The sequence below is a fragment of the Acinetobacter sp. GD03645 genome, from assembly GCF_029845285.1.
GTDB lineage: Bacteria > Pseudomonadota > Gammaproteobacteria > Pseudomonadales > Moraxellaceae > Acinetobacter > Acinetobacter corruptisaponis.
The window spans coordinates 18,178-34,849 of the sequence record NZ_JAOCLL010000018.1 but is presented as its reverse complement, the minus strand read 5'-3'; the positions used below and the strand labels follow the sequence as shown (position 1 = coordinate 34,849).

Genomic DNA, 16,672 nt, shown 5'->3' with positions numbered 1-16,672 from the left:
ATCACTCCTTATGTAGTATGGCGCTGAATCAAACCTTGCTCACTATATAACACAGGTTCAGGTTCAAGCTGAATACTAAACTTTTGTTTTACATCATTTTGTACAGCGCTATAGGTATTTTTCACATCTTCCAGCGTTGCATCGGCATAATTGACCAAAACCAGTGCCTGTTTATGGAACATGCCAACACAGCCCTGTTGCCTGCCTTTCCAGCCCGCCTGATCAATCAACCATCCAGCAGCCACCTTAACATTGTCGTTGGCTTGGGGATAATGCGGAATGTTGGGAAAGTGTTGAGAAAGTTTTTCAAATTCAGCATGAGTCAGAACGGGATTTTTAAAGAAACTGCCCACATTCGGAAACGCTTTGGGATCAGGCAATTTACTTTGACGAATCTGTATCACCTGATTTTGCAGGTTCTCAGCCGTTTGTTCATCTCCAACCGCCTGCTTTAAATCCCCATAACTCAGTTTTAAACTGGCATGTTTTAACAGCTTAAAGGTTACACTAATGATGATGTAACGATCAGGAAAGTTTTTAAAAATACTATGACGGTAAGCAAAATGACAATCCTGAACTAAAATGGAGTCAAAGCATTTCAGTTCACGGTCATACACCTGTACCGACTCAATAAACTCACCCACCTCAACACCATAGGCACCAATATTCTGAACAGGTGATGCCCCAACCAAGCCTGGGATTAGAGCCAGATTTTGCAGACCGAACCAGTTCTGCTGGGTGCTGTATAAAACAAAATCATGCCAGACCTGTCCCGCACCTACTTTAACTGTGATGGTTTGGTCATCCTCAGCAACGACTTCAATGCCCTGAATATTTAAATGAATTGCCAGTGCCTGAATGCGCTGTGGCAACAACAGGTTGCTTCCACCCGATAAAATCATGACATTGAGCTGCTGCTGTTCAGCAAATGCCAATGCCTCAACCACATCATTAGGCTGATTGATCTGGACATAATGCGAAACAGTGGCATTTAAATTGAGCGTGTTTAAACTTTTGAGTTGAACCTGTTGTTGTACATGCATGTTGAATGAAATCCTATTGCCCTGCCTGCATTTGCTTTTTAAGAATATCGACCCATGCCTGACTGCTTGATTCACATTGATTCAGGACACGATCAAAGCCATCCGCCCCACCATAGTAGGGATCAGGAACTGCCTGCTGGTTAAAATGAGGATCATGCTCACTCATCAATGCAATTTTGGCACGAATCTGTTCAGCACCAAACTGGCGTACCGCTTTCGACAGGAGTGACTGAATATCATCAAAATTCTCATGATCCATCGCCAGAATCAGATCAAACTCAATAAAATCCTCAAGACGAATTTGTCTGGCACGTAAGCCCGATAAATCATAGCCACGCTGTAGCGCATGTTTCTGGCTTCGGGCATCGGGTGCCTTGTTTGGGTGATAATTGCTCGTACCCGCCGAATCAACCCATACATTTAAACCATGCGCATCACAATAATGTCTGAGAATTGCTTCCGCTGTGGGTGAACGGCATATATTTCCTAAACAGACACATAATACCTTGTACGGTATTGGGGATGGCATAATCACCTCAAAACTACACTTTTTAGAGCATCTTATGGTAATTTATTTGGGCAGTGAAACCTATAGTTGCCTTATATAAAAATGTTGTATTTATTAGAATTTGTTGGCATTTTGTCTAGGATTGCGACATAGGTCAGGTATGGACAATGATTTGTCAAAGATAGAAATAAGGATGTATGTATGAACCAGTTTCAGTTCCAGACCGTTCCCAACATTATTGCAGGTTTAGGTTCAATACAGGAACTTAAAACCATCTTGTCACAACATGATTATCAAAAAGCACTTTTGGTGACCGATGCAGGGATGATCCAGCACCTGCTTCATTTACCCATTCTGGAAATTTTTAATCAAATCGGACTTGAGTATATTATCTATTCCGATATTCAGGCTGACCCACCCGAACATATTGTTTTAGAAGCGGTTGATTTCGCCAAACAGGAAAAAATTGATATCATCATCGGTTTTGGCGGCGGTAGTTCCATGGATGTTGCCAAAATCATTGCCCTGCTTGCACATCCCCAACAACAACAAAATCTCGGTGAAATTTATGGGGTTAATCAGGCCAAGGCACCTCGTTTACCCCTTATTCTGATTCCAACAACGGCTGGAACAGGCTCAGAAGTCACCCCAATTTCAATTGTCACTACTGGCGCAACCACCAAGATGGGGGTGGTCTCTCCTATCCTGTATGCTGACGTTGCCATTCTGGATGCAACATTCACACAAGGTTTACCCGCCCATATCACGGCGGCAACGGGTATTGATGCGATGGTACATGCGATTGAAGCCTATACCTCCAATATCAAGAAGAACTTTTATGCCGATATGCTGGCAAAAAATGCCTTGCAACTGCTCAACCATAACCTTGCCAAGGTATTAAAAAATGGTGCGGACTTAGAAGCTCGGCAAAATATGCTGGTCGGTTCAATGTTGGCAGGTCAGGCTTTTGCCAATGCACCTGTCGGTGCGGTTCATGCCTTGGCCTATCCACTCGGTGGACATTTCCATCTGTCCCATGGGCATACCAATGCACTGGTGCTGGTTGAAGTGCTAAAATTCAATGCGCCGAAAGCTAAACAACACTATGCAGAGTTAATGCAGTTATTAGACCCTCACAGCACAGGCTGTACCGATGGCCTGTGTGATTTATTCATTGACCATATGCAAAACCATCTGGATCAAAGTGGTCTAACGCTAAAACTAAAGGATCTGGATATTGCCGAGGCAAAATTACCGCAGTTGGCTAAGGATGCTATGCTGCAAACCCGACTGTTGCAAAACAATCCAAGAGAAATGACCGAACAAGATGCTTTACAGATTTATCAGGCGATTTATGCATGAATAGACCCACTTTAAAAACACGCGAACAGTTTAAGTTCTTTTTTAATATCCAGACCCGATGGGCGGATAATGACATTTACGGCCATGTCAATAATGTCACTTACTACAGTTACTTTGATACCGCGGCCAATTCGTTACTGATCCAAAAAACGGGATTTAACATTCACAACAGTGAGATCATTGGTTTGGTGGTGGATTCAGCCTGTAGTTTCTTACAGGAACTCTCCTTTCCTGAAATGGTTGAAGTTGGTGTAGCCATTGGAAAGATTGGCAACTCTTCACTGCGTTATGAGCTGGCAATTTTTAAACAAGGTCAACCACAAGCAGCGGCTCAAGGACATTTTGTGCATGTGTTTGTAGATCGGGAAACTCGGAAAAGTACCGCGATTCCACAAACTATGCGCGACGTACTGACTGAATACTTATTAGTGGACTAAAAGATCAGCCCTTTTATTCCAACTGATTAGAGCTTCAGTTGAATATTCTGCAACTCACCATCAAAGGTTTCAATTAAACTTTTAATGGTAGGTTCCTGCTGTAACAACTCAACAGCCCGATGAAACGCCTTTTCCTTACGCATGACCTGCATGGTAAAAGGTGTTATCGAATCAATATCTTGATATTGCACATTAAACTGCGTATTCGGCCACTCTGACTTAAGTGCATCCTCCAATGCCTGTCTTAATTGTGACAACATGCCCTCATATTTCTGCGGAATATGAAACACAGATGAACCATTAATATGCCCCTGCATAATGCCATGCTGTGCCAACTCCTGAACAGCTGGCGAAAGTTCACTATTTCTAAACCAATATTCCCATTTATCCAAATTCCACTCACCCTCCAAAACCTGTTCACGAAGTTTAAGAATATCTTGAGGCATGAGATTGGCTTGGTCTGCCAAATGCATCGTTTCAACCTGTTGAACTACATCAACCACAGGCATGGCAAATTGGTTTTCAATTTGCTGTTTCGTAGCAATAAATGTTTCTTCAAATAATTCAGGTTCAGCCTTAACGTTTAGCTCAGGTGCTTGATTGATGATTTGTGTAACTTCAGTTTGTTCTTCTACGGGAAAGATCAATACCTCATCTGATTCTGTGAAATGAGCATTTTGCTGGGTAGTTGAAACATCCAACCCAATCAGTTGCCCATCCGCGGCATCAAAAACCATAACATTCTCATCCTGAATAATAGGTTCAGGTTCAGGTTCAGGTTCAGGTTCAGGTTCAGGTTCAGGTTCAACACTAACGATTTCTTGCTGAACGACAAGCTGTTCTTCAACAATAGAAACTTGTTGCAATTGCTGAGTTTCTGCTGGACTTGGCTCAGTTGAAACGACTTGTGCATGAGAAACAGTAATATTTTGTGGACTTGTAGCGACAATAGTAACTTCACCAGTCGATAACGGTCTAAATGCGAGCAAACGCAATACGCACATTTCAAAACCTTGCTCTTGCGTGACTGCAAGTTGCAGATCAGATCTTCCCTTACATGCAATCTGATAGTAAAGCTGCAAATCCTGAGCAGAAATCAGTTTAGACAATTGCAGAATTTTTCGATTGATTTCTTCACTGTATTTCAAGGCAAGATCAGGCAAATATTGTAGCAATGCCAACTCATGCAAGGTTGAAACCAACTGATCCAGAACCAGAGAAACATCTAAAGCCTGTTGCCTAAACTGCAACAACAACTGGCTGACATGCGCTTGCTGATTGTGGTGAATGGCAAGAATCAGCTCATAAATAATGGTTCGGTCAATCAAGCCAAGCATGTCTTTGACATCTTGATGATGTACAGCTCCCTGACCATAGGCAATGGCCTGATCCGTTAAGGATAGTGCATCACGTAATGAACCCTGTGCCGATTCAGCAATTTGCCAGATCGCATCCTGATCAGCTTCAATATGTTCTTTATTTAAAATTGCGGTTAGATGCGTGGTAATCTCATCAACAGCCAAAGGACGCAGGGTAAACTGCAAACAACGGGAAATCACTGTAATGGGCAATTTCTGTGGATCGGTGGTTGCAAACAAGAACTTTACATGCTCTGGTGGTTCTTCCAGCGTTTTTAACAAGGCATTAAATGAATGCGTTGAAAGCATGTGCACTTCGTCAATCAGGTAGACTTTGAAGCGACCCTGGGTTGGTGCATAAGGGACATTGTCCAGTAACTCACGGGTATCTTCAACCTTGGTACGTGACGCAGCATCAATCTCGATTAAATCAATGAAACGTCCTTCATTCACTGCCTTACAAGTCGCACAAACTTCACACGGCGTTGAGGTTACACCCGTTTCACAGTTCAGGCATTTGGCTAAAATACGGGCAATTGTGGTTTTACCCACACCACGTGTCCCTGTAAATAAATAAGCATGATGCAGTCGTCCACGCTCCAATGCGCTGGTCAACGCACGGGAAACATGATTCTGCCCCACTAACTCATTGAAATTACGTGGACGGTATTTTCTTGCCAATACTTGATACATGGATACTCCTTATAGCCGCTTTAGCATACTGTGTTTTTAAGAAGCTGTGAATGAATCCCGAACTGATTGATCAAAATTAGGGTTTATTGGCTGTGATACAAGGCTTGCACCGCCTTTCAACTCAAGGGACAATACACGTTATTGATTTATTTTCGGCTTCATCATCATGTCACAACCTTTAACGGTATTCGGCGGTATTACCGCAGAACAATTTTTAACTGAATACTGGCAAAAAAAACCACTGCTGGTACGTAATGCAATGCCCGAAATTGTTGGGTTGATTGAACCTGATGATGTTAGGGAACTGGCGCTAGAAGAGCATGTCAGCGCACGTTTAATTCGTCAAAAAAACAAGAATCCAAATGAATGGCATGTTAAATCCTCCCCCTTAAGCAAAAGTGATTTTCAAAAACTGCCAAACTTATGGACACTGCTGGTTCAGGCGATAGATCATTATTCTTTTGATATTGCAGAGCTATGGAAAAAGTTTCCTTTTATTCCACAATGGCGACGTGATGACATTATGGTGTCCTATGCACCCAAAGGCGGATCAGTTGGCAAACATTTTGACTTTTATGATGTTTTTCTGGTGCAAGGACATGGTCATCGCCGCTGGCAGTTGGGTCAGATGTGTGATGAATCAACCGAGTTTGTGGCAGATCAACCCTTAAAATTATTGCCTGAAATGGATGTTCATTTTGATGAAGTTCTTGCGCCAGGCGATTTACTTTATGTACCACCTGGACTTTCCCATTACGGTGTTGCGGAAGATGAATGCCTGACCTTTTCGTTTGGTTTCCGTATGCCAAACCTTGCGGAAATGATGGATCGAATCAGTGACCAGTTTGCGGAAAACACCTTACTGAAAAATCCATTGCTGGATATTCCCCGCCAACAGACAACAGCAATTGGTGAAATCAACGAGACAGAATTTAGCTATTTAAAAAGCCAGTTATTAGACTATCTCCATCAAGCACCCGAATTTGATGCAGCGATTATGGCATATATGAGCGAAGTCAAATATCCAGACAATATTCCTGAACCAGAAGAAATTGAGGCAAATGACCTGATTGAAATCGTGGATACAGGCTATGCACTGATGCTTGAACCAGCGATGAAACTACTTTACAGACAGCAAAATGGATCATTAGAGTTTTGGGCAAATGGCGAACCTGTTTATGTTTCTAAAGCGTTTGAGAAACGATTACAGCAACTGGCTAATGGTGAAAGCCTGATATTTGATAAACAGTTGAATGATACTGAAATATTGGAAGATATTGCCCATTTGCTGAATGATGCCATTTTAATGCTGTTACCTCCCAATTAAACTGGAAAATCACAGCTATTCAATGACTCACTAAAAATGAGGGCCTGGAAAATATCAAAGGCCCTCATTAATCCAACATCCCCCCCAAAACCTGTTTTTCTATAAAGGGCTACATTTTAATCCTTGAATTAAAAAATAAATTTTATAAACTCATTTATATACAAATTAAAACATGATCACTTTTATAACTATTTTTTATGACAACGGAGAATTTTAATGTTCAAAAAAACATTATTTTGTTCATTCATTGCATCTACGATATTTTTTCAAACGGTTCAGGCATGTACACGCGCAGTATATCTAGGCAACAATGATCATACTATTACTGCCCGCTCCATGGACTGGAAAGTGGATGTTGGGACCAATCTCTGGATCATGCCAAGTGGCGTCAACCGAGATAGCAATGCTGGACCGAAATCGCTGAAATGGAAAGCCAAATATGGTAGCGTCATCGCCACTGGCTATGACATCTCTACCACTGACGGAATGAATGAGGCAGGTCTGGTCGCAAACGTGCTATGGCTGGTGGAATCCCAATATCCTGATACCAAACAATCCAATAAACCACAGCTCAGTATTTCCGCCTGGGCACAATACGCCCTCGATAATTTCTCTACTGTTTCAGAAGCGGTCAGTGCACTGGAAAAAGAACCTTTTGATCTGATTACAGATAGCGTTCCAGGTGAGCAACGTTTAGCGACCTTACATTTATCACTTTCAGATAAAACAGGCGATAGCGCAATCATTGAATATATTAATGGCAAACAAGTCATCCACCATGATAAAAAATATCAGGTCATGACCAATTCCCCAACTTTTGACCAACAGCTTGCCCTTAACAGCTATTGGCAACAGATTGGCGGAACCGTTATGTTGCCTGGAACCAATAGAGCCGCTGACCGTTTTGCACGTGCCTCTTTCTATATCAATGCAATACCAAAAAATGACAACGCCAAGGAAGCGATTGCTTCTGTTTTTAGTGTGATACGAAATGCATCAGTCCCTTATGGATTAAATACTGCGGAGGAACCCAATATTTCCTCCACACGCTGGAGAACCGTAGCTGACCATAAGCAGCAACTGTATTTTTTTGAATCTGCGGTTTCACCCAATGTTTTCTGGGTTGACTTAAAGAAAATCAATTTTAAGAATGGTGTGACACGTAAGCTTGATCTTGGAAAAGACCAGCAAAATAGTTTTGCAGGTGATGCGACAGATCAATTTAAAATAACAAAGCCATTTGAATTTCTTGGTCCAGCACAGCATCATTAATCATTAAAATTTTTTATAAAACTGGGAATTAAATATGAAAAAAACACTCTGTTTGCTTAGTCTCTGTGTAATGATGAATGGTTGTAGCAGTATGCAAAACAACGCTACAACCTCAGGCGTTATAGATCACCTTGCCACCGCAGGTTCTTTAAACTGTAAGTCAAATGAACTGTGCCCCAATGTGGTTGTGGAGTGGGACAAACAGCAAAAAGATAAATTAAAGCTGGATGTTGTATTAAATAGTACCTATGAATATTACGACATGAAGGGGATAACGTTCTGGATTGATGGCAAATCTTTTAACTATGGTACGAGTGAAAAAACTGAACAAAAATATATTAATCGTTTAATTCCAAAACGTTCATCAAATGTTTTTGTAATTCCAAGTTTATTTCTTTATGAATTTAAAAATGCAAACAATGTTGACTTATCCATTGAAACAGATAAAGGTGTAATTAAACGTTCTGTCTATACCCCTACTCAAAAATCAACACTTTACCAAAACTTTTCCAGCCTGATCGCAGGGCTGCCTGACAAATAGGTTAAAATATTTTATAAGACTTTAAAAGTCAGTTAGTTAGGTAGTTCTAAAAACTGACTTTTTAGTATTTATCAATATCGGACACATAAATGAAAATAATTATCAATAAATAAAATTATATTATTATTTTTCTTCAATATTTCATTTTTATGTCAGAAGTGATTCAGAAATCAAAGCCATTCTAAGCGCCAACTTCATTTATTTACAACAGTATATAAATTTATTATTTTAATTAATCCTATAGATTCATGTTTTTATTTTTAACATATATTTAGTAAATTAAAACCAGAAAACCAGTTAAATAAATAATGTTATTTTTCCCTATGATATTTTTAAAATACCATGTAAAATCGCTGCCAAAATTGCATAACGGGATGCAAACAATGCTCTAATGACAATGAGCAAATTTGAGGCTTTGTATGTCAAAAAAAGAAGATATTATTACCACTGCACTAAGACTTTTTAACTCGCATAGTTATAACTCGGTCGGGGTTGATCGAATCATCAGTGAGTCTGGCGTAGCCAAGATGACTTTTTATAAATATTTTCCATCCAAGGAAAAACTTATTGAAGAATGTCTACTTCAGCGTAATACAGACCTCCAGGCATCATTAAATACAGCCTTGGCCAAATGTGATCCAGCCGATCATTTAGCGCAAATCAGGGCGATTTTTAAATGGTACGATTCATGGTTTCATACTGATGACTTTAATGGTTGCATGTTCCAGAAAGCAGTGGAAGAAGTAATTAAGATCTATCCGTCTACATTAAAGCCAGCGACACAATATAAAGTCTGGTTGACAGCATTGGTCCAGAACCTGTTGTCTAATCTCGACATTCCCAACCCTACCCACCTTGCCACGCTGATTGTCAGTATTCTGGATGGCATGACCATTCAGGCACACGTCAATAAGGACTCAGTGCAAATAGATGAATACTGGTCACGTGTTGAGCATTTAATCAATTTTGAAAAAGAACTTGCCTGAGTAAACGAATCTTCTTCATTTCTGAAAGCAGAAATGGGGAAGATAAACTAATTTGAAGTAACAAACTGAGAATGGATAAGAAAAAATAAAGCGTGATTTATAATTATTTTTCTGGCTCACGCTTGCGTCTGAGTTATAAAGAATAATAAAATTATTACCCTCTGGCTGTTGTACATAACGTACTTTCCAGTTCCTTTTTATGCAGACAGATCGTTCTGTCTTAACTCTAATTATATATGCTTTTCTCTAAAGCGCAATCACTTTTTAAATTTTTTTTATATTTATTCTTTTTGCCAAAATTGAAGCATTCTCCCCTACTTTTTTTCCTTTCTGTTGTACCAAGGATAAACAGCAAAATATAATCATGATTTTAGAAAATATTTTGGTGTTTTAACCTTTATCATTCCACAAATTCATATTCTATTGTTTAGTAAAATTAAATAATAGAGTTTACTCACATTCTGTAAAGTTATCCCAATGTTTTAAAAATAGATGAAATAAAATGGAAAGTGATATATTCCTCGTTTTTTTAATAAAAAATAGTGCAATCTGCAAAAACAAGACAATATATCACTTTTACTTATATATATTTTCATTAAAAACCATTGCAATTATTCAGTTTTACTTCAATTTTTTGATTTACTCACCTTATACTAAGTTCGGTTGTAATGTCGTGAGAGTAATATGCAAAAGGATCTTGAGATCGAGGCAATGAGAGAGTCTGCCGACTCAATTGTAAATGTGCTGAAGTCTCTGGCAAATACGGATCGTTTAATCATCTTGTGCCACTTGGCCAAGCAGGAACTGAATGTTTCCCAGATTGAAGTGCTTACCCAGATCTTCCAACCGACACTTTCCCAACAGTTAATGATGCTCAGAAAAAGTAAGGTTGTTACGACACGTCGTGAAGGCAAACAGATTTTTTACTCAATTAGTGATCCCAAGCTTCAAGTTGTTTTAAAGACCCTATACGAAAATTATTGTCCAAATATATAAACCTTTCGCTTAAATAAGCAATTGGTACTGAATCGCTTTAGCTTTTTTTATGAATAATATATATTTATATATAATATAAATTGTTTATGCATAAAACGGTTCAACCTGAATATGTCCATCTTTCCTGCACTGAAATGGCTAAAGACTTATCACCCTACACACTTTAAGGCTGATGTAGTTGCTGCGTTAATTGTACTTGCAATGTTGGTTCCCCAAGGAATGGCCTATGCCATGCTTGCAGGGCTTCCACCAGTGATGGGTATCTATGCCAGTATTCTACCCATGATCATCTATGCCTTTACAGGCAGTAGCACCACACTGTCGATTGGTCCTGTTGCCATCATCTCAATGATGGTTTTTTCAGCGCTTCAACCTCTTTTTGCCATTGGCTCTACCGCCTATATTGAGGCTGCCTGTCTACTGGCGATTCTGGTCGGAATTATTTCACTGATTTTAGGCCTGTTCCGTTTTGGCTTCCTGATCCAGCTCATTAGCCATCCCGTTATCAAAAGCTTTATTATTGCATCTGCATTGTTAATCGCTTTGGGACAATTTAAGTTTCTGCTCGACATTCCATTACAGACCAACAATATTCCAGAATTTGTTGGAAGTTTGGTCAATAACTACCATCAAATCAGTTTGCTAAGTGTGGGCGTGAGTTTGGCTGCAATCGCCATACTGGTTTTTCTACCTAAATGGGTGAGATCAGATTTCTTAAATAAGACCACTCCCCTGTTATTGGTTTTAAGCTCAATTATTGTTGTGTATGTATTCAGTCTGGATCAACATGGGCTGAAAACTGTTGGGATCATTCCGACAGGTCTACCCAGTTTCCATTTTCCGACATGGAATTTTGATCTGGTTCAGAAACTGCTTCCCAGCGCATTTATGATTGCCATGATTAGTTTTGTTGAGTCACTGGCGATTGCGCAGGCCACCGCATTGCAAAAGCGTGATGACCTCAATAGCAATCAGGAGCTGATCGCTCTAGGTTTGGCCAATATTGCGGCAGGGATAAATACAGGATTTGCGGTTTCAGGAAGCTTGTCCCGTACGGTTGTCAATAGTGATGCAGGTGCAAAAACGCCTATGTCTGGGGTCATGTCTTCATTATTGATGATTGCAGTCAGCCTTTATTTCACCAGTTTTTTTCAAAACCTGCCTTTGACCATTTTGGCTGCCACCATTTTTGTTTCCATCTGGAAACTGGTCACATTCCTACCCTTTTTTGAAACCTGGAAATATTCCAAAGCCGATGGCCTGGCCATGTGGGCCACATTCTTTGGTGTCACCTGTGTTGATATTTCGACAGGCCTTGTGATTGGAATCATCCTTACATTTATTCTTTTATTATGGCGGATTAGCCGTCCACATATTGCCGTGATTGGTCTGGTTGAAGGAACACAGCATTTTAGGAATGTATCCCGCTATGATGTGCTTACCGCAGAAACCATCGCATCTTTCCGTATTGATGAGAACCTTAACTTTCTCAATGCGCATATGCTAAAGGGCTATATCATCACGGAACTCAGCCATAATCCACAGATACAGCATGTGGTGATTAACTGTTCCAGCATCAGCAATATTGACCTGAGTGCCGTGGAAATGCTGGAAGACCTTAATGGGGAATTATTGCAACTGGGAATTCAGCTACATTTATCTGAAGTAAAGAGCCCAGTCATGGATCGGCTGAATTCATCTAGGTTAATCAATATGTTAAGTGGAAAAATATTTTTATCCCACTATCAGGCAGTACAAACGCTTTCACCTGAAATCCTGAACAAATAGTCTATATTTCGGGTCTTTTTTCATACAAAAAGATATGCTAGGTTTCTATAAAAGACTTTTAAAAACATTGCGTTATTTTTTACAGTATTTTTAGCGTAATTAGGTTGCAAAAAAAAAATTTATTATTCACGGTTCTTGGGTATAGAATACCGCGCTTGTTTAACCTTAAACCGTGTACTGGTTTATAAGGCCTTTATATGTTGAATGTATTGTCTCGCTTAAGTTTAGTCAGCAAAATTATTATCGCTATTTTTCTAGGGGTTGGCGTGGCATTGCTGTTCCCTGGCTTTACACCCTACCTAAGTTTATTAGGTGAATTGTTTATTAAAGCATTAAAGTCAGTTGCACCGATTTTAGTGTTTGTTCTGGTTCTTGCCTCAATCGCAAATTTCCAAGTGGGACAAAACGCAAATTTAAAACCTGTACTGGTGCTGTATGTGGTTGGGATGTTGCTTGCCGCATTCAGTGCCGTAATTGCGAGCATCGTATTTCCAAGCCAGTTATTCCTGCATTTGGCAACCGAGACAACCTTGCAGGCACCTGGAAGCCTTACCGATATTTTAAAAAACCTGCTTTTAAGCTTTATTGCAAATCCAGTTCAGGCCATTAGCGAAGCGAACTTTATTGGTATTCTGGCATGGGCAATTGGTCTGGGACTGGCCCTCCGCCATAGTTCAGATTCAACCAAGCAAGTCTTGACCGATGTTGCTGATGCAGTCAATAAAATTATCCATACCGTTATTGGTTTTGCTCCTGTGGGTATTTTTGGCTTAGTGGCAGTCACCTTTGCCGATGCAGGCTTGGCAACCCTGTCCAGCTATGCACATTTGTTGATGGTTCTGATAGGAACTATGGCCTTTGTGGCATTGGTCATCAATCCAATCCTTGTTGCCATTACCATGAAAGAAAATCCCTATCCACTGGTGTTTAAATGCCTAAAAGAAAGTGGGATTACTGCATTCTTTACCCGTAGCTCAGCCGCCAATATTCCTGTCAATCTGGATCTTGCTGAACGTTTGGGCATCAATGAAGCCACTGCCAGTGTATCCATTCCACTTGGCGCAACCATCAATATGGCGGGTGCAGCCGTCACCATTACCGTACTCACACTCGCCGCCGTAAATACACTGGGTATCCATGTTGATTTAAGCATGATGCTGATTTTATCTATTGTTGCAGCAGTCTCTGCATGTGGCGCCTCAGGTGTTGCGGGGGGTTCTCTGTTACTGATCCCTGTTGCATGTAGCTTATTTGGTATATCATCAGAAGTTGCGATGCAAGTCGTTGCAATTGGTATGATTATTAGTGTGTTGCAGGACTCAACTGAAACCGCGCTGAACTCATCAACCGATGTTTTGTTTACTGCTGCTGTAGATTTCCGAAACCGCCAAAATTAGTAGCCTGAGTTTGCTATGCCCTTACAACGTTTACCTAACTGGATTCAATTTGGTGCTTTCCTATTGGCATTAAATGCAGGGATGGTGAACGTTCTGGGTTTATTCACGGTTCTGCACCAATCTGTTTCACATATGACAGGCAATGTCAGCATGCTTGCAATGAGTCTGCTTGACTGGCAGCCTGAGCATTTTATCTATCTAAGCCTTGTCATCCTCTGTTTTGTGATTGGGTCTTTTTACAGCGGCCTGATTCTTGGCAATGGCCATGTGACCTTTGGCAGGCATTATGGCGTTCCCCTTAGCTTGGTTGCCATTTTCCTGTTTCTGACCTGGCTACTGCTGCCGTTTTTCCCACGTTATGGACTGCTGTGGGCATGTGTCGCAATGGGCATGCAGAATGCGATGGTTAGCCATTATAAAGGTGCAATTATCCGTACCACGCATTTATCTGGTGTCTTAACCGATATTGGCCTGACACTCGGATATAAGGTCCGTGGATTAAAAGTTGAAAATCGCCGTATTTCCTTACATTTATTGATCTTTATTGGTTTTTTAATGGGTGGACTGATTGCCAGTTTGCTTTATCCTTATTTAAAATTACAAACCTTTCTCATACCCGCAGGTTTAAGCCTTGTCATGAGTATGACGTATTGGATCGTTTATTTTCGTTCTTCATCTCACCCGAATCTGGATTGAATTATGGTTAAAAATGCACTGCAAGCGCAATTATTAAAAGCAGGTTTAGTTGACAATAAAAAAGCAAAGAAACTGACCAAGCAAGCCCAGCATGAACAGCGCACGGGACAGAATGATGATGCGGCATTAAAAGCGGAAATTGACCGTGTCAATCAGGAGAAACTGGCAAAAGACCAGGCACTCAATCTGGAAAAACAGCGTGTATTGGAAGAAAAAGCCCTTAAGGCATCTATTATCCAGATGATTAAACAACATAAGGTTAATCAAACTGACGGTGATGCGGTCTACCAGTTTATTGATGACAGTAAGATCAAGAAAGTCTATATCTCACAGCAGGTTTATAATGCGCTGGTTTCAGGTTCGCTTGTGATTGCAAAGGATCAGGAGAGTTATGCCTATCTTCCTAAAGCATTGGCTGAGAAAATTGACCAGAAAATGCAGGGTTTTATCATTGTAAATAATAATGCACAGACCAATGATCAAACAACGGATGAGGAAGACCCATACGCAGCCTATGTGATTCCAGATGACCTGATGTGGTAATTTATTTTTAACAAATGTTAAAATTTCTTAAGAATCGTATATAAACTGTGACCAAATTATCATAGCGGCATTTAACACCTTAAAATTCCACTTCAAGAATTTTAAGGTGTTTAGGTTTGGATTATTTAAATTTTATAGCCGATATTCGAAGTGAACTAAGCCACTACCCTTGGCTAGAAACCCTGCTTGCCTTGATTGTTCTCATTCTCTTTGCTGCATTAGCGAACTTTATTGCCAAGAGAGTGATTGTTCGAGGTATCCGCTATTTAGTCACCAAACTAAAATCAACCAATCAGTCCATCTTTGCGCAGCACAGTATCATTCGCAGGTTTGCCAATGTTGTGCCTGCCATTGTGGTTATGAATGGAATTACCACCATTCCTCATCTTTCACCCAAAGTGATCATGTTTATTCAGATGGGTGCCCAGGCATTCATTTTCCTCACCATTGCACTGACCATCAGTGAAGCCCTGAATATTTTTAACCTGATTTATCAACGTAATCCAAAATCACGGAACAAGCCGATCAAGGGTTATCTACAGTTGATTAAGCTTATTTTGTTCGTTGTGTGTGGTCTGATGATTCTGGGTACTTTCCTTAAAAAAGATGTATTCACCTTGCTCGCTGGCTTTGGGGCCATGGCGGCAGTACTGATGCTGGTGTTCCAGAACACCATTTTATCCTTGGTGGCGAGTGTACAGATCGCCTCTTATGACATGGTGCGGATTGGTGACTGGATTGAAATGCCCTCTTTAAATGCGGATGGTGATGTCATTGATATGTCATTACATACCGTGACCGTACAGAACTTTGATAAGACATTTACCACCATTCCAACCAATAAACTGGTGACGGATACCTTTAGAAACTGGCGTGGTATGAGTAATGCAGGTTGCCGTCGCATCAAGCGTTCACTTTTTCTTGATCAAAGCAGCGTACATTTTATGAGTGATGAGGAGCAGCAAAAGTTAAAAGAGTTCTTGTTATTGGATCAGTATCTGGATGCCAAACAATCTGAAATTGAGGATTTCAACAAACACCTGAGTAATCAGTCCCGCTACAACCAAAGACGTTTAACCAATCTCGGCACATTCAGGGCATATGTTGAGTTTTATCTGAAACAGCATCAGGGTATTGCCCAAAACCAGACATTATTGGTCCGTCAGTTGCAGCCGATCAGTGAGGGTTTACCTTTGGAAATCTATGCATTTGCAAATACAACGGCATGGGCATCTTATGAAGCAATTCAATCTGATATTTTTGATCACTTGATTGCGATTATTCCTGAGTTTGGATTGAGAATTTATCAGGCACCATCAGGTCATGACTTTCAAAACCTGAATACTGGGGCTGCAAATCCAACTTCTCTTACAAGTCTGAATGAGGGCTGAGAAACGTTCACCCCATTTCCAAATCAATAAGCCTCCCCTTATGGGAGGCTTTATTTAAAGCTCAAAACATTGAATCTACTTTCGATGATGAGATTATAGAACTGAGTATGAATAAGTAAAATTAAGATTTATTCTCAATTCAATGAACACTAAGTTCCTCATCTTTTGCAACGACCACCGCGGTCAGAATCGGGATACCAAGAATAACAGGAACAACAATAATCCATAAGTCAGTCGTTAAGGCACTCGAAAAGAAAAAGTGAATAACAATTGCGGCTAAAGCCAATACTGAAAACAAAACAGCCATGAATCGAATTGCAAATTTAACAAGCAT

Annotated in this window: 16 protein-coding genes; 12 read left to right on the top strand and 4 right to left on the bottom strand. The window is 40.3% G+C overall.

All coding sequences use genetic code 11. The features are described 5' to 3' along the window. Window positions 1–8: 8 nt before the first annotated feature. Together murB and N5J47_RS14115 are read right to left on the bottom strand one after the other, a co-directional pair. Entirely contained in the window at window positions 9–1,043 is a 1,035-nt protein-coding gene (gene murB / locus N5J47_RS14120; protein ID WP_279960535.1) for a UDP-N-acetylmuramate dehydrogenase, read from the bottom strand. A 13-nt stretch (window positions 1,044–1,056) separates the two neighbouring features. Then, window positions 1,057–1,572 carry a low molecular weight phosphotyrosine protein phosphatase gene (locus tag N5J47_RS14115; RefSeq protein WP_279960536.1) on the bottom strand — a complete coding sequence of 172 codons (516 nt, stop codon included), beginning with the start codon at window positions 1,570–1,572 and terminating at the stop codon, window positions 1,057–1,059. Window positions 1,573–1,752: 180 nt separating this feature from the next. On the opposite strand from N5J47_RS14115, the gene N5J47_RS14110 reads away from it, so the two are divergent. Both N5J47_RS14110 and N5J47_RS14105 read left to right on the top strand, forming a co-directional pair. Continuing rightward, window positions 1,753–2,913, top strand: coding sequence for an iron-containing alcohol dehydrogenase (locus N5J47_RS14110; RefSeq protein ID WP_279960537.1), 1,161 nt, complete (start codon window positions 1,753–1,755; stop codon window positions 2,911–2,913). Next, complete coding sequence (locus N5J47_RS14105) at window positions 2,910–3,350, top strand: thioesterase family protein (protein ID WP_279960538.1); 441 nt, start codon at window positions 2,910–2,912, stop codon at window positions 3,348–3,350. Before N5J47_RS14110 ends, N5J47_RS14105 begins: the two co-directional genes overlap by 4 nt. Window positions 3,351–3,376: 26 nt before the next feature. Here N5J47_RS14105 and dnaX read toward each other — a convergent pair whose 3' ends face one another. Beyond that, window positions 3,377–5,401 carry a DNA polymerase III subunit gamma/tau gene (gene dnaX / locus N5J47_RS14100; RefSeq protein ID WP_279960539.1) on the bottom strand — a complete coding sequence of 675 codons (2,025 nt, stop codon included), beginning with the start codon at window positions 5,399–5,401 and terminating at the stop codon, window positions 3,377–3,379. A gap of 166 nt (window positions 5,402–5,567) precedes the next feature. Here dnaX and N5J47_RS14095 point away from each other — a divergent pair, with 166 nt between their 5' ends. The 10 genes from N5J47_RS14095 (at window position 5,568) to N5J47_RS14050 (ending at window position 16,338) form a co-directional block, all read left to right on the top strand. Next, a complete protein-coding gene (locus N5J47_RS14095) occupies window positions 5,568–6,728 on the top strand; it encodes a cupin domain-containing protein (protein WP_279960540.1) in 1,161 nt (386 codons plus the stop codon). Between the two features lie 216 nt (window positions 6,729–6,944). Next, entirely contained in the window at window positions 6,945–8,000 is a 1,056-nt protein-coding gene (locus N5J47_RS14090; RefSeq protein WP_279960541.1) for a linear amide C-N hydrolase, read from the top strand. A 34-nt stretch (window positions 8,001–8,034) separates the two neighbouring features. After that, window positions 8,035–8,541, top strand: coding sequence for a hypothetical protein (locus tag N5J47_RS14085; RefSeq protein ID WP_279960542.1), 507 nt, complete (start codon window positions 8,035–8,037; stop codon window positions 8,539–8,541). Window positions 8,542–8,960: 419 nt separating this feature from the next. Next, window positions 8,961–9,527, top strand: coding sequence for a TetR/AcrR family transcriptional regulator (locus N5J47_RS14080; RefSeq protein WP_279960543.1), 567 nt, complete (start codon window positions 8,961–8,963; stop codon window positions 9,525–9,527). Between the two features lie 684 nt (window positions 9,528–10,211). Further along, a complete protein-coding gene (locus N5J47_RS14075) occupies window positions 10,212–10,523 on the top strand; it encodes a metalloregulator ArsR/SmtB family transcription factor (RefSeq protein ID WP_267979508.1) in 312 nt (103 codons plus the stop codon). Window positions 10,524–10,613: 90 nt separating this feature from the next. Beyond that, on the top strand, window positions 10,614–12,311 hold the full coding sequence (gene sulP, locus N5J47_RS14070) for a sulfate permease (protein WP_279960569.1): 1,698 nt from the start codon (window positions 10,614–10,616) through the stop codon (window positions 12,309–12,311). A 197-nt stretch (window positions 12,312–12,508) separates the two neighbouring features. Beyond that, a complete protein-coding gene (sstT, locus tag N5J47_RS14065) occupies window positions 12,509–13,708 on the top strand; it encodes a serine/threonine transporter SstT (RefSeq protein ID WP_279960544.1) in 1,200 nt (399 codons plus the stop codon). A gap of 15 nt (window positions 13,709–13,723) precedes the next feature. Then, the gene (locus N5J47_RS14060; protein WP_279960545.1) at window positions 13,724–14,404 is read left to right on the top strand and encodes a YoaK family protein; all 681 of its coding nucleotides are present in this window, start codon (window positions 13,724–13,726) and stop codon (window positions 14,402–14,404) included. Window positions 14,405–14,407: 3 nt separating this feature from the next. Beyond that, a complete protein-coding gene (locus N5J47_RS14055; protein WP_267979511.1) occupies window positions 14,408–14,947 on the top strand; it encodes a DUF2058 domain-containing protein in 540 nt (179 codons plus the stop codon). Between the two features lie 116 nt (window positions 14,948–15,063). After that, window positions 15,064–16,338 (top strand): mechanosensitive ion channel domain-containing protein, encoded by a 1,275-nt coding sequence (locus tag N5J47_RS14050; RefSeq protein WP_279960546.1) that lies wholly within the window; start codon window positions 15,064–15,066, stop codon window positions 16,336–16,338. Window positions 16,339–16,477: 139 nt separating this feature from the next. On the opposite strand, the gene N5J47_RS14045 is transcribed toward N5J47_RS14050, so the two are convergent. Then, on the bottom strand, window positions 16,478–16,672 hold the full coding sequence (locus N5J47_RS14045; protein ID WP_267979513.1) for a hypothetical protein: 195 nt from the start codon (window positions 16,670–16,672) through the stop codon (window positions 16,478–16,480).

Coding starts and splice junctions, on each gene's coding strand:
- N5J47_RS14085 (WP_279960542.1), top strand. CDS start 8,035: ATGAAAAAAACACTCTGTTTGCTTAGTCTCTGTGTAATGATGAATGGT.
- N5J47_RS14075 (WP_267979508.1), top strand. CDS start 10,212: ATGCAAAAGGATCTTGAGATCGAGGCAATGAGAGAGTCTGCCGACTCA.
- N5J47_RS14080 (WP_279960543.1), top strand. CDS start 8,961: ATGTCAAAAAAAGAAGATATTATTACCACTGCACTAAGACTTTTTAAC.
- sstT (WP_279960544.1), top strand. CDS start 12,509: ATGTTGAATGTATTGTCTCGCTTAAGTTTAGTCAGCAAAATTATTATC.
- N5J47_RS14045 (WP_267979513.1), bottom strand. CDS start 16,672: ATGCTTGTTAAATTTGCAATTCGATTCATGGCTGTTTTGTTTTCAGTA.
- N5J47_RS14090 (WP_279960541.1), top strand. CDS start 6,945: ATGTTCAAAAAAACATTATTTTGTTCATTCATTGCATCTACGATATTT.
- dnaX (WP_279960539.1), bottom strand. CDS start 5,401: ATGTATCAAGTATTGGCAAGAAAATACCGTCCACGTAATTTCAATGAG.
- N5J47_RS14055 (WP_267979511.1), top strand. CDS start 14,408: ATGGTTAAAAATGCACTGCAAGCGCAATTATTAAAAGCAGGTTTAGTT.
- N5J47_RS14105 (WP_279960538.1), top strand. CDS start 2,910: ATGAATAGACCCACTTTAAAAACACGCGAACAGTTTAAGTTCTTTTTT.
- murB (WP_279960535.1), bottom strand. CDS start 1,043: ATGCATGTACAACAACAGGTTCAACTCAAAAGTTTAAACACGCTCAAT.
- N5J47_RS14095 (WP_279960540.1), top strand. CDS start 5,568: ATGTCACAACCTTTAACGGTATTCGGCGGTATTACCGCAGAACAATTT.
- N5J47_RS14060 (WP_279960545.1), top strand. CDS start 13,724: ATGCCCTTACAACGTTTACCTAACTGGATTCAATTTGGTGCTTTCCTA.
- N5J47_RS14110 (WP_279960537.1), top strand. CDS start 1,753: ATGAACCAGTTTCAGTTCCAGACCGTTCCCAACATTATTGCAGGTTTA.
- N5J47_RS14115 (WP_279960536.1), bottom strand. CDS start 1,572: ATGCCATCCCCAATACCGTACAAGGTATTATGTGTCTGTTTAGGAAAT.